The organism is Neobacillus sp. C211, assembly GCF_051842875.1.
GTDB lineage: Bacteria > Bacillota > Bacilli > Bacillales > Cytobacillaceae > Neobacillus.
Genome location: NZ_JBPXRO010000034.1, coordinates 44,177 through 56,844, shown reverse-complemented (window position 1 = coordinate 56,844; position 12,668 = coordinate 44,177). Strand labels below are relative to the sequence as shown.

Annotated in this window: 10 protein-coding genes; all 10 read right to left on the bottom strand. The window is 38.4% G+C overall.

Features of this window, described 5'->3' with window-relative positions; translation table 11 throughout:
- Window positions 1-358 precede the first annotated feature (358 nt).
- A complete protein-coding gene (locus ACSU6B_RS24335) occupies window positions 359-616 on the bottom strand; it encodes a DUF3243 domain-containing protein (protein WP_215000413.1) in 258 nt (85 codons plus the stop codon).
- Between the two features lie 78 nt (window positions 617-694).
- Entirely contained in the window at window positions 695-1,414 is a 720-nt protein-coding gene (ymfI, locus tag ACSU6B_RS24330; RefSeq protein ID WP_410888865.1) for an elongation factor P 5-aminopentanone reductase, read from the bottom strand.
- Between the two features lie 71 nt (window positions 1,415-1,485).
- The gene (yfmH, locus tag ACSU6B_RS24325; RefSeq protein WP_215010213.1) at window positions 1,486-2,778 is read right to left on the bottom strand and encodes an EF-P 5-aminopentanol modification-associated protein YfmH; all 1,293 of its coding nucleotides are present in this window, start codon (window positions 2,776-2,778) and stop codon (window positions 1,486-1,488) included.
- Window positions 2,779-4,059 (bottom strand): EF-P 5-aminopentanol modification-associated protein YfmF, encoded by a 1,281-nt coding sequence (gene yfmF, locus ACSU6B_RS24320; RefSeq protein WP_215000408.1) that lies wholly within the window; start codon window positions 4,057-4,059, stop codon window positions 2,779-2,781. It lies immediately after the preceding gene.
- A 193-nt stretch (window positions 4,060-4,252) separates the two neighbouring features.
- Window positions 4,253-5,212, bottom strand: a complete 960-nt coding sequence (locus tag ACSU6B_RS24315) for an ABC transporter permease (protein WP_410888863.1) — start codon at window positions 5,210-5,212, stop codon at window positions 4,253-4,255.
- Window position 5,213: 1 nt separating this feature from the next.
- Window positions 5,214-6,260, bottom strand: a complete 1,047-nt coding sequence (locus ACSU6B_RS24310; protein WP_410888862.1) for an ABC transporter permease — start codon at window positions 6,258-6,260, stop codon at window positions 5,214-5,216.
- Complete coding sequence (locus ACSU6B_RS24305) at window positions 6,253-7,788, bottom strand: ABC transporter ATP-binding protein (RefSeq protein ID WP_410888860.1); 1,536 nt, start codon at window positions 7,786-7,788, stop codon at window positions 6,253-6,255. The genes ACSU6B_RS24310 and ACSU6B_RS24305 overlap by 8 nt, the downstream gene beginning before the upstream one ends.
- A 206-nt stretch (window positions 7,789-7,994) precedes the next feature.
- Window positions 7,995-9,077, bottom strand: coding sequence for a BMP family lipoprotein (locus ACSU6B_RS24300; RefSeq protein WP_410888859.1), 1,083 nt, complete (start codon window positions 9,075-9,077; stop codon window positions 7,995-7,997).
- Window positions 9,078-9,162: 85 nt separating this feature from the next.
- Entirely contained in the window at window positions 9,163-9,888 is a 726-nt protein-coding gene (locus tag ACSU6B_RS24295) for a GntR family transcriptional regulator (protein ID WP_214714505.1), read from the bottom strand.
- A gap of 409 nt (window positions 9,889-10,297) precedes the next feature.
- The gene (locus ACSU6B_RS24290; protein WP_410888857.1) at window positions 10,298-12,646 is read right to left on the bottom strand and encodes a DNA translocase FtsK; all 2,349 of its coding nucleotides are present in this window, start codon (window positions 12,644-12,646) and stop codon (window positions 10,298-10,300) included.
- Window positions 12,647-12,668: the final 22 nt, after the last annotated feature.

Sequence of the window (12,668 nt, the reverse complement as noted above, 5' to 3'; positions counted from 1 at the left end):
ACGGGGATTGAAGAAAGCAAACGAACAGGCTCTCCTTACGGCAGCCTGCCAAAATATGAAAAAGATTGCAACACAATTAGCAAGGCTAGAAAAAGTGTGTTGCAATTCATTAGGTTGATTACCTCCTTGTTGATTTCCGCGGAAGGCACGCAGACTCCTGCGGGAGGACGGGGCTGGGGAGACCCCGCAGGCACTAGCGCCGAGGAGGCTCCCCGGACCACCCGCGGAAAGCGAAGTGCCTGGAGCAGAAATCAACAGGCCCATTAGCAGGTACAATGAATAATTAAATGCTGAGAATAAAAAATTGCCGAGAAAAATACCCTTTCTCGACAATCTGAGAGGAGAAACCTCCTCTCTTTTAGCGGGCGCCATTATTTTGAATCAATTTAACCATGATATTTGCAATAGCTTGTTGTTCTTCTTTATCAGCAACAGACCAAAGATCAGAAAGAATTCTTTCTTGTTCGTTTTTTGGCTCTACTTGGCTTGATAAATAATCACCAATTTGAAAGGCAAGATTATTAATTGCTCCCTCACTCATACCTTCATTTTGTGCATGGTGAAGACGATCAGCAAGAAAGTCCTCCCACTGTTTCCAGTTATCTAAAACAGACATTGTTTTCCCTCCTTTAAATTAGTACAAGTTTATTTTGCGATGAAGTGAAAGGAACTATACATGAATAACTTGTGAATTTTATGTATACCAGCCACCATTTAACGCAAGGACTTGGCCTGTCATATAGGAAGATTCATCTGAGAGCAAAAAAGCGACACTCCTTGCTATTTCTTCGGGCTGACCAAGTCTTCCCATAGGTATCTCATAAGAAATCTGGTCCACCTCTTCTTGTGAAAAACTTTCCATCATTGGTGTCTCGATCGCACCAGGGGCGATCGCATTAACGCGAATGCCATTCATTGCTAATTCTTTACTTAATGCCTTTACAAAGGCAATTTGTGCACCCTTTGCGGTAGAATAGGCCACTTCACAGGCCGCACCTGTTTGACCCCAAATGGATGTAATCACGACAATGTTCCCTTTCCCTTTAACAAGTAATTTCGGCAGGAGCTCTTTGGTCAGCATTAATGGATTTAGTACGTGAATATTCATTAATGCCTCTGCTTCAGACTGTTGCAAATCAATAAGAAGTCCATATTGACTGATTCCACCGCAATGGATGATGGCGTCTAGCGAAAAAACCTCAGAGTAGACTTTCTTATATCCATTAGGACCGCCAAAGTCTGCTTGGATAGGAATATACTCTCCACCGTATGGCTGCAGTTTTTCGATTAGGTCTCGAATCGATTGTTCATTTTTATTATAATGCAGATACAAATGATAGCCTTTTTCAGCGAGTTTAAGCGCAATGGCTTGTCCTATTCCACCACTTGCCCCAGTGATCAGTGCATATTTCATTTCTTCACTCTCTCTCTAATAAAAAAACTTTTATACGAAGAAAAAGCGCCGTGTTACGACGCCTCACTTTTCTATTTTTTCTTTGGAACTACTTGGCAAACTGAAAAGCGTTCTTCCGAGATCACCTGAGATGCTAGTGATTGCACATCGTTTAAGGTGATTTTTTCAAGTGTTGGAACAACATCAAAAAGATTCATATCATTAAATGCATAGCGAGTAAATTGATTTGCGATATATTCAGGTGAATTGATCGCTCGTAGAAATGCACCTATCTTCTTTCTTTTCGCTCTTTCCAATTGCTCTTCATCAAAGATCATTTGGCTTTTAGCCTTCAAAAGCATTTTTTCTAGTGTTTCAGCCAGCTTATCAGGTTCACCTGTATCCCCGCCAATCATCGCAAACCCAAAACCTTGTTCCTGCGTGTAATCAAAGGAAAAGGTTTCATCAATTAAACCTTCATTATACAACTGATTATAATTTTCTGAGCTTTTTCCAAACAATAGATCCAGTAAAACATTCATTGTTAATTCATTTTTAAGCAATTCATCGCCTGTTTGGTCGACATGAAGTGCTTTAATACCTAGTAAGCATTTTGACGTTTGAACATTCATTTCAAGTACTTGTTTCTTTTCGGCTGCTTGTGGTGGTTCTGTTTCAAATTTGCGCTTGATTTCAGGCATATCCTTGTATTGTTTTTTTGCTTGATTTTCTTTCACTTGGTTCATGAAACTGTTGGGGTCCACTGGGCCAACAATAAATAACAGCATGTTGCTCGGGTGATAGAAGGTGTTATAGCATTCATATAGCCAATCTTTTGTAATATGTGAAATAGACTCAATTGTACCTGCTATATCAATCTTAACTGGATGATTCTGATATAGATTTTGGATTAATCCAAAGTATAAGCGCCAATCTGCATTATCATCATACATTGTGATTTCTTGCCCAATAATCCCTTTTTCTTTTTCGACCGTTTTTTCTGAAAAATAAGGATCCTGAACAAAATCAACGAGTGTTTCAAGGTTCTTTTCAACATCAGAGGTGCTTGAAAATAAATAAGCAGTCCGTGTAAAGGAGGTAAAAGCATTTGCGGATGCCCCTTGACGGCTAAATTGCTGGAAAACATCACCGTCTTCCTTTTCAAAAAGCTTATGTTCTAAAAAGTGAGCTATGCCGTCTGGTACTTTAACATACTCCTCTTTTCCTAATGGAACAAATGTATTATCAACAGAACCATATTTCGTCGTAAAGGTAGCAAAGGTTTTATTAAAACCCTTTTTAGGCAAGATATATACATTTAGTCCATTGGCTAGTTTTTCATGATAAAGCTCTTCCTGAAGCTGGTCAAAAGTTATTTTCTCCATCTATTTGCCCGCCTCCGTTCCAGTTAAGAAGTATATGGTATCAATTACGATTTTTTTTGCAACTTCTACAATTTCTTCTTTCGTTACTTTTTGCATTTCTTGCAGCCATGTATCCAAATTAATATTTGCATCGGCCACGACGTTATGATATAGAATTTCCGTAAGTCCTCTTGATGTGTCTATCGTCTCAAGAATTTGATTTTGAATCACTGCCTTGGTTTGTACGAGTTCTTGGTCTGTGAAATCACCATTTTTCATTGCCTCTAATTGATCATGAATAATTCCAACTGCCTGGTCATAATTCTTTAAATCAATGCCTGACATAACCATCATCAAGCCTTTGTGACTTTCAAGACGGCTCGCCGCATAATAAGCAAGGCTTGCTTTTTCCCGTACATTAATAAATAATTTGGAATGCGAGAACCCCCCAAAAATGCCGTTAAACACCTGCAAGGCAAAATATTCTGGGTCTCCATAGACGATATTTGTCCGATAACCAATATTTAATTTACCTTGTTTTACATCTTGTTCTTCTTTTATTTCCTGTACCTGACTTTTTCGGTTTATTTCCTGTGGTACTAACTTTTTCGGTTTTCTGCCCTCAAAATGTAAAAGTTCAGCAGCATAATTCTTTACCTCTTCTTCGTTTACATCCCCGATGATATATAAATCCATTTCATCATTTAAAAAAGCGTTTTTGTAATATTCATATAGATTCTCAGGTGTAATGGCTTCTACATCTGCCGCATCTCCATTTACCTCTAAGGCATAAGGTTCACCTTTACACATTTCTTGTATTAGTCGGACATTTGAGTAGCGCATTTTATCGTCAAAAACTGATTGGATCCTTTGTTTTTGTGTCCGCTTCTCTTTTTCTACAGTATCATGGTCAAATGCATTACCCTGAATATTTGGATTGGTTAATATTTCGGCTAACAATTCAAACCCTTTTTTTAATAATGGGCTAGGATCATTTAAGAATTTTTCATTGGCAATTTCGATGGAGAAACTCATTATATGGTTTTCACCTTTTTTCGAGAGGTCTACAAAAAAGGTGGCACCATATAACTCATCGAGATACGACCGAAGTGCCGTGGTTGTAGGATACTTTTTAGTGCTGCTTTGCAATACTTGAGGAAGAAGAGCGCGTTTGGTGACATCCTCCTTTGTTAATGGTGCTTTCATCTTCCAAATCAATGTATTCGTTTTATATTTTTCTGTTGGTATAAAGTGTAGTTTATACCCATTAAGTTGTGTTATTTTTTCTGTAGCAGTGGCCATTTACATTCCTCCTTAACTGTTCAAAGATCATACTTAACAATATGTAAACATTTTTCTTTATATCTTTTCCTTTGTAATAAAACCTATACTACTTATTACTATAATTTGACATGCTTGGTCATTACAAGCAAATACTCTTTGTTTCAAAAAAAAGAACCTCTGAAAGAAAATCAGGGGTTCTTTTTTCAACCTATTATCGATTACCTTTGATGTAGTGGGTTCCACTAGCTTTTGGTGCATCGGCACGACCGATGAATCCAGTTAAAGCTAAAATGGTTAACACATATGGAGCAATTAACAAGTATACATTTGGAATTTCCTTTAAGAAAGGTAAACTTGATCCAATGATACTGATACTTTGCGCGAAACCGAAGAAGATTGCAGCACCTAATGCACCAAGTGGATGCCATTTACCGAAAATCATTGCGGCTAATGCCATGAAACCTTGACCACTGATTGTCGAGTGGCTGAAGTTAGACGTAATAGATTGTGCATAAACTCCACCACCGAGACCACCAAGAGCTCCGGAAAGGATGACACCCAAATAACGCATTTTGGTGACATTTATACCCATTGTGTCTGCCGCCATCGGATGTTCACCGACTGAGCGAAGGCGGAGACCAAATGGTGTTTTGGTAACAATAAACCATACTAAAATGGCAACCAAAATTGCTAGAAACGATGTCCAATACGTATTTTGGAAGAAGATTTTACCGATTACAGGAATATCCTTTAAAACAGGAATATCAATTTTGCTAAACCCCTTACTGATAATTCCAGTTTCACCTTTATCATAAATGAGCTTTACAAGAAAAAGGGTAAGTCCTGTTGCGAGTAAGTTTATTGCCACACCGGAAACCGTATGGTCCGCCCGGAAGGTAATTGCCGCAACCGCGTGTAATAAGGAAAAGATTGCTCCTGCAGCCATTGCTATTAATAATGCTATCCAAGGTGTAGCACTGCCAAATGTATCAAATGTAGTTAAGTTAAATACGATCGCCGAAAATGCCCCAATTACCATTAAACCTTCAAGTCCAATATTAACTACCCCAGCACGCTCCGAGAAAATACCGCCTAATGCAGTGAAGACAAGAGGAGCAGCCCATAATAAAGTAGATGGAATAAGAATGATTAAAATATCCATTAAACTCAACTTACTTCACCTCCTTCTTACTGAATCGGTCAAGAAATACTCTTATTATATAGCTTGATGCAACAAAGAATACGATTAACGCAATAATGATATCAACTAATTCATTTGGTACTCCAGCTTCAAGCGGCATGTTTAGTGCTCCTACTTTTAGAACACCAAATAGTATCGCTGAGAAAAATACACCTAGAGCAGTATTACCACCTAGTAATGCAACAGCAATTCCGTCGAAACCAACGCCTGAGAATCCACCCTTTACAGCGGCATATTCGAATGTTCCTAGTCCTTCCATAGCACCAGCTAATCCAGCAAAGGCTCCGGAAATAACCATTGAAAGGATAATATTTCTATTAACATTCATGCCCGCATATTGTGCGGCATGTTGATTAAAACCTACTGACCTTAATTCAAACCCTCTTGTTGTTCTTTCTAATAAGAACCACATTATAAAACAAGATATAATAGCAAGAATAATACCCCAGTGAAGTCTTGAATAGTCAGTTAGACTTTCCAACCAGCCAGATCGTAATGTTGCTGATTTATGAATAGGACCTGAATTGTCCCCATGATTTGTGATTACATTACGAATAAGATAATTCGATACATGTAAGGCTATATAGTTCATCATAATGGTTACAATTACTTCATGCACACGAAAACGTGCTTTTAATAGACCAGGAATAAATGCCCAAAGCGCACCTGCAACTATGGACGCTAAGATAGCAAGTGGTAAATGAATAATACGCGGCAGGTCAAAAGCTACCCCTACCCAAACCGCTGCAAGCCATCCTACTAAGAATTGCCCCTCAACCCCGATATTAAATAAGCCCACTCGGAAAGCAAAAGCAACAGCTAATCCGGCTAAAATATATGGGGTAAACTGTCTTACTACTTCCCCGATATAATAGATATCTCCAAATGCGCCATTCCATAGTGCCGTAAAGGCCGCAATTGGATTGTACCCACTAAATAACATGATAATTGTTCCAACAATGATGCCTAATAAAACAGCAATAATTGGTGTTAAAATACTTTTAAACCGTTTAGACATGGTTTTGTTCACCCGCTTCCTTTCTATTCGATCCAGCCATCAACAATCCAAGTTCCTGCTCAGTCGTTTCCTTTGGATTAACAACAGCCACGATTTTCCCCTCATAAATAACCGCAATACGGTCACTAACATTCATAATTTCATCCAATTCAAAGGATACAAGCAAGACACCTTTCCCATTATCGCGCTGCTCGATTAAGCGCTTATGAATGAATTCAATTGCCCCAACATCCAATCCGCGAGTTGGCTGTGCCGCAATGAGTAGGTCAGGGTTACGGTCTATTTCACGTCCAATAATCGCCTTTTGTTGATTACCACCAGAAAGGGCACGTGCCAATGTGTATTCACTTGGTGTACGAACATCAAACTCACTTATTAGCGATTTAGCCTTTTTATAGATTTCACTAAAGTTTAAGATTCCGTTCTTTGAGAATGGCTTTTTATTATACGTTTGTAAAACCATGTTCTCTCCAATTGGGAAATTCAATACTAACCCGTGCTTGTGGCGATCCTGAGGAATATGGCCTACGCCCGATTCAGTAATTTGCCTTGGAGTATGATTGATCAATTCTTTGCCGTTTAATTTTACACTGCCAGTTTCAGCTTTACGTAATCCTGAAATTGCTTCAATAAATTCAGATTGTCCATTTCCATCAACTCCAGCGATTCCGACAATCTCCCCAGCATGGATAGAAAGATTAAGACCATTAACAACCATAACACCACGAGGGTCTTTAACAACTAAATCCTTGATTTCAAGTATTTCTTGTTTTGGGGTTGCTTCCTTTTTATCCGTTTTAAAGACAACCTCACGTCCAACCATTAGGCTCGCAAGTTCATTAGGGTTTGTTTCGCTTACGGTTACAGTTCCAATCCCCTTACCTTTACGAATGACGGTACAACGGTCTGAAACTTCCATAATCTCTTTAAGTTTATGGGTTATGAGAATAATAGATTTTCCTTCTTTAATAAGCGTTTTCATAATTTGGATTAATTCTTTAATCTCTTGTGGTGTTAATACGGCTGTAGGTTCATCAAAAATAAGAATTTCTGCCCCACGATAGAGTGTTTTTAAGATTTCAACCCGTTGCTGCATCCCCACTGAAATATCGGATATTTTTGCTTGCGGGTCAACCGCTAGACCATAGCGCTCTGAAATTTCACGAACTTGTTGTTCAGCCTTTTTTAAATCAATTCGACCAGCTGAGGTTATTTCTCTACCAAGGATAATATTTTCAGTGACAGTGAAGGTATCGACCAACATAAAGTGCTGATGGACCATTCCAATTCCAAGATCATTAGCGATATTAGGGTTTGCAATGTTAACCGGTTTCCCTTTAACACGGATTTCACCTTGTTCTGGCTGATATAAACCAAATAGAACATTCATCAAGGTTGATTTTCCTGCACCATTTTCTCCAAGCAAGGCATGGATTTCACCCTTTTTTAATTGAAGGGTTATGTTATCATTCGCAACGAAGCCATTAAACTCTTTACGGATGTTTAGCATTTCAATTACATATTCCATCTTTTCTCACTCCCTGTGATAAGGTAAAAGGAAAAATTGACCAACAGTAGTAAGAGGTCAGACCTTTCCGAATTTTAAAAAAACAGGGAATTCCTCCCCACTAAAATCTTAAATGAAAAGTAGAATATTTATTCTACTCTTCAGTTAGGATTCCTTAGAAAGGAATAAGCGAGCACTAGTTAAATCCCGCTTATTCCTCACAAAAATTATTTTACACTAAAAGTCTTTAATTCAGCACGAGTTCCTGGAACCTTTACTGCACCTGATTTAATCTTTTCAACCCATTCTTTAACTGCAGCTTCAATCGCATCTTTTTTATCTGCTTTTGCGTTGATTGGCGCTAAGCCCACTCCATCTTCAGCTAAACCGTATAATGCAACTTTTCCACCAGGGAAATTGCCATCCATTGCTTTTTTAGATAAATCCTGTACCGCTACGTCAACACGTTTTAGTGCAGATGTAAGAACAATATCTGGACCCATGTCGTTTTGGTCACGGTCTACACCGATAGCCCAAATTTCTTTACTAGGATCTTTTGCTTTTCTGTCAGTTGCTTCTTTGAATAGACCGTTCCCAGTACCACCAGCAGCATGGAACACTACGTCCGCACCTGAAGAATACATTTTAGATGAGATATTTTGACCTAATTCTGCTTTATCAAATGCACCTGCATACTGAACATCCACTTTCACTTCAGGTTTTGCAGCTTTAACGCCTGCTAAGAAGCCAGCTTCGAAACGTTCGATAACTGGGATTTCCATCCCACCGATGAATCCAATATGGTTAGATTTTGTTTGAAGGGCAGCTGCTACACCAGCAAGGAATGCTGCTTCTTGCTCTTTGAAAAGAACACTTGCAACGTTTGGTTGTTTAACTTCAGCATCAATAATTGCAAAGTGTGAATCTTTTTGTTGTTTCGCAATTTCTTCTACAGCAGCTTGCATTAAGAAACCAATTCCGTAAACTAAATCAAAATCTTGACGGGCAAGAGTATTTAAGTTGGTAGAATAATCAGCATCAGATTTTGATTGAAGGTAATCATATCCACCTTTACCTTTTGTTAAGCCATTGTCTTTACCGAACTTTTGAAGACCTTCCCATGCAGATTGGTTGAATGATTTGTCATCAACACCACCAACATCAGTTACCATTGCTACAGAGAATTTATTTGCCTTTCCTCCACCTGTAGCTGGTTCTTTACTTTTATCATCACTTTTTCCACATGCCCCTAAAAGTGTACCAGCAGCTAGAACTAGTGATAAAGCCATTCCAATTTTCCGCTTCTTCATGGTATTGACCCCCTATGAATATTGTTTGATTTAATAAAAATGTTTTTATAGCAAGACTGGTTGCGTTTTCAAAAAGGATAAAAAATTAAACTCTTTTCCTTAAAACATGAAAACTAAACTTGTCCGCTTTAAAATAGTTTACCGAAAATAGGATTGGCTCATCCATTTCATCGAAATGCATTTGTTTTAAAACTAACAAAGCAGTTTCTGGTTCGCATTCTAGAATTGGGGAAATTTTTTCATGATAGCCAATTGGCTCGATTTGAGCAACCGCGTATGTAATCCTTCGGTTTGCCTTATCTTCCAAAATACTGAAGATAGATTCTTCTGTATGGGAAAATGTTTCTGGCAATATGCGTTCTGGTACCTTGTCGACACAGTAGACGACCGGTTCTCCATTTGCGGTTCTTACCCTCTCCATCACGAAAATCTCCTCACTTGTAGAACAAGAGAAACGACGAACATCCTCTTCGGTCGGACCTTGCGTTGATGAACTAAGGAAAATTGTTCCTGGTATCATTCCAGCTTGCTTTATCATAGCAGTGACACTATTAAGTTGTTCAATCCCTGAAGTAAACAATGGCTTAACATTAACAAAAGTTCCAACACCGTGGCGTCTAATGATAACGTTTTCTTCTTCAAGTATTCGCAATGCTTCACGAAGGGTGGCCCTGCTTACACCAAGCTGTTTAGCAAGATCAAACTCAGAAGGTAATTTTTCTTTTTCTTTATATACCCCATCAGCGATATCTTGCTTTAACCGATCGATTACTTGTAAGTATAAATGCCGGTTATCTGATTTTATAGACATGCTGTTTCCTCCAGCCTTATTCCTTAGACATCAGACATCTGATATCATTTCTACTAATCGAAATTATATTAACACTTTTTTTCGGATAAATAAATAGCTATTAAAAAATTTGTCGAAAAAGGCTACGAGGTAATGTCACAAATATAACTAGGATTTTTCACCCATTTTCTATTTAGAATCCCCAGGGATATATGCAGGTATTATATTTATTACGATGAGACTTTAGTATCTAGTTCTATATTGTTGTAACCTCCTACTATTTTATTATTTTTTTTGACTCATTATTCATAGTATGAAAAAAGCCTTTATTATGAGTTGTATTCTTCAACATAATAAAGGCTGTGAATAGAAGTTAATTAACCTGTTCCGGACTTTCTCTTATACTTTTTTGTGCTAACTTCTTATTCAATTATGAACTTTGTTCTTCTTTATCTTTAGGTTTTGGCTGTAAAACAGCACGTGGCTTACTGCCCTCATATGGACCAACGATACCGCGTGCTTCCATTTCATCAATTAACCTTGCAGCTCTTGTATAGCCAATACGGAACCGTCTTTGTAGCATGGAAACAGATGCTGTTTGCATTTCAATAATTAACTCAACTGCATCATTATATATATCATCATCGACCGCACCTGTTACTTCAGGAATGTCATCTGGGATCATCTCATCTTGGTATTGTGCTTTCTGTTGGGAAATAACAAATTCAACCGTGTCCTCGACTTCTTGGTCTGAAAGAAACGCACCTTGAACACGAACTGGTTTGGATTCTCCAACCGGAAGGAACAACATATCCCCTCTTCCCAAAAGCTTTTCCGCACCACCCATATCTAAAATTGTCCTTGAATCGGTTGCACTTGACACTGCAAAGGCAATTCTGGAAGGAATATTCGCCTTTATTACCCCAGTAATTACATCTACGGATGGCCGCTGAGTGGCAATGATTAAATGAATTCCCGCTGCTCTCGCCATTTGAGCAAGGCGGGTAATCGAATCTTCTACATCCGAAGAGGCCACCATCATTAAATCAGCCAACTCATCAACAATTACCACAATAAAGGGCAGTAATGGCTGTTTGTCATTTTCTTCCAAATTATGCTTTCTTACGTGGTCATTATAGCCCTCTATATTTCGTGTACCCGTGTAGGAAAACAATTCGTACCGTCTTTCCATTTCATTTACCACTTTTTTCAAAGCTTGTGATGCTTTTTTTGCATCCGTTACAACAGGTGCTAACAAATGAGGAATTCCATTATAAACATTGAGTTCAACCATTTTCGGGTCAATCATCATTAGTTTCACTTCATGGGGCTTTGCTCGCATTAAAATACTCGTGATAATGCCATTTATACAAACACTTTTTCCGCTTCCAGTTGCACCTGCAACAAGTAAATGGGGCATTTTATTTAATTCAGCTAAAACAGCTTCACCTGTAATGTCCCGGCCTAAGCCAATTAAAAGCTTGGAGTCAGGCTTGTCATTTTGTGTTGCTTCTAATACCTCGCGAAGCGAAACTACAGCGACCTCAGAGTTAGGAACTTCAATACCAATGGCGGATTTACCAGGAATCGGAGCTTCAATTCTTATCCCCTTAGCAGCTAGTGCTAAGGCTAAGTCATCACTTAAACTGACAATTTTACTTACCTTTACACCTACGTCAGGATGAACTTCATATTTTGTTACAGCTGGTCCTAAATGGACCTGTGTTACTCGTGCTTTCACGCCAAAGCTTTGAAATGTCCTCTCTAGCTTTGCCGCATTTGCATGAATTTGTTCATATTCTCCACTCTGATCTGTTTTCTTTGGCAAATTGAGCAATCGAAGTGGTGGCAGCTCATAGGCAATATTCTCTACTTCCGTAAAGGTGATTGGCGGGATACTATCCTCATTTTCTTCAGAAGTTCCTTTTCCATCCTTTGTATCTTCTCGGTGATTCTTATCCTTGGCTTCTTCTTCCACATATGCCTTATCGGCAAAACTTGATATAATTGGCTCAGATGGTCTAATTTCCTCTTGGAGTGGTTGAGTTTCTGCATTTAAGACAGGCTGATTTTGTTCACGATTTTCCTGCTCTTTTCTTTTTTGTGTGATTCTTTCTGCTTTTCGCTCTCGTTGTTTTTGTTTCCAATCTGTCATATCCGTTTTAAAGGCATCCCATTGACTTTTTGAAAAATCAACCATCACAATCATGATTTTCCCGATGAAATCTCCAAATGATTTACCGGTAAGTAAGATAATTCCAATTAAAATGAAAATAAATGCAATAATTTTCGTACCTGTTTCAGCGAATAAATAATGGAATAAGGCAAATAAAACTGCCCCAAGCATTCCCCCGCCAAGATCGGTGGTGCTTGTTTCACCTCTAAGTTCCATCATAAACAATTCCCATGTATTGCTGATTACACTAGGATCTTTAAATTTCCCATCATTTGTTAGCAAATGAAATAGGGTGACATGGCTTAAAAGCAGAATAGCAGAAGTAATAAAATAACTTCCAACCAATTTAATATGGAAGAAAAAAGGAATAGTCCGTTTCCACATCAAATAAACGCTTAACACAACAAGTCCAATTAAACTGAGCATATACCATTCTCCCATCCAAAAACGGAAGAAGATAACGGTTGCCTTCCCAACTGCACCAAGCTTAGCTATTGATATGATCGCAATAGCTAAAAGAGCCAGTGCGGATAATTCAAATTGAACAGTCTTTTTCAAATGGTTATCTCTCTTTTTTGGTTGTCTTCTTTTTTTCTTTGCCATCTAATCACCTTGTTGTTTCATT

Bases quoted from the DNA above. Each gene is read 5' to 3' on its own strand.
- yfmH (WP_215010213.1), bottom strand. From the start codon at position 2,778: ATGGAGAAAATAACTTTTGACCAGCTTCAGGAAGAGCTTTATCATGAA.
- ACSU6B_RS24300 (WP_410888859.1), bottom strand. From the start codon at position 9,077: ATGAAGAAGCGGAAAATTGGAATGGCTTTATCACTAGTTCTAGCTGCT.
- ACSU6B_RS24305 (WP_410888860.1), bottom strand. From the start codon at position 7,788: ATGGAATATGTAATTGAAATGCTAAACATCCGTAAAGAGTTTAATGGC.
- yfmF (WP_215000408.1), bottom strand. From the start codon at position 4,059: ATGGCCACTGCTACAGAAAAAATAACACAACTTAATGGGTATAAACTA.
- ACSU6B_RS24295 (WP_214714505.1), bottom strand. From the start codon at position 9,888: ATGTCTATAAAATCAGATAACCGGCATTTATACTTACAAGTAATCGAT.
- ACSU6B_RS24310 (WP_410888862.1), bottom strand. From the start codon at position 6,260: ATGTCTAAACGGTTTAAAAGTATTTTAACACCAATTATTGCTGTTTTA.
- ACSU6B_RS24335 (WP_215000413.1), bottom strand. From the start codon at position 616: ATGTCTGTTTTAGATAACTGGAAACAGTGGGAGGACTTTCTTGCTGAT.
- ACSU6B_RS24290 (WP_410888857.1), bottom strand. From the start codon at position 12,646: ATGGCAAAGAAAAAAAGAAGACAACCAAAAAAGAGAGATAACCATTTG.
- ymfI (WP_410888865.1), bottom strand. From the start codon at position 1,414: ATGAAATATGCACTGATCACTGGGGCAAGTGGTGGAATAGGACAAGCC.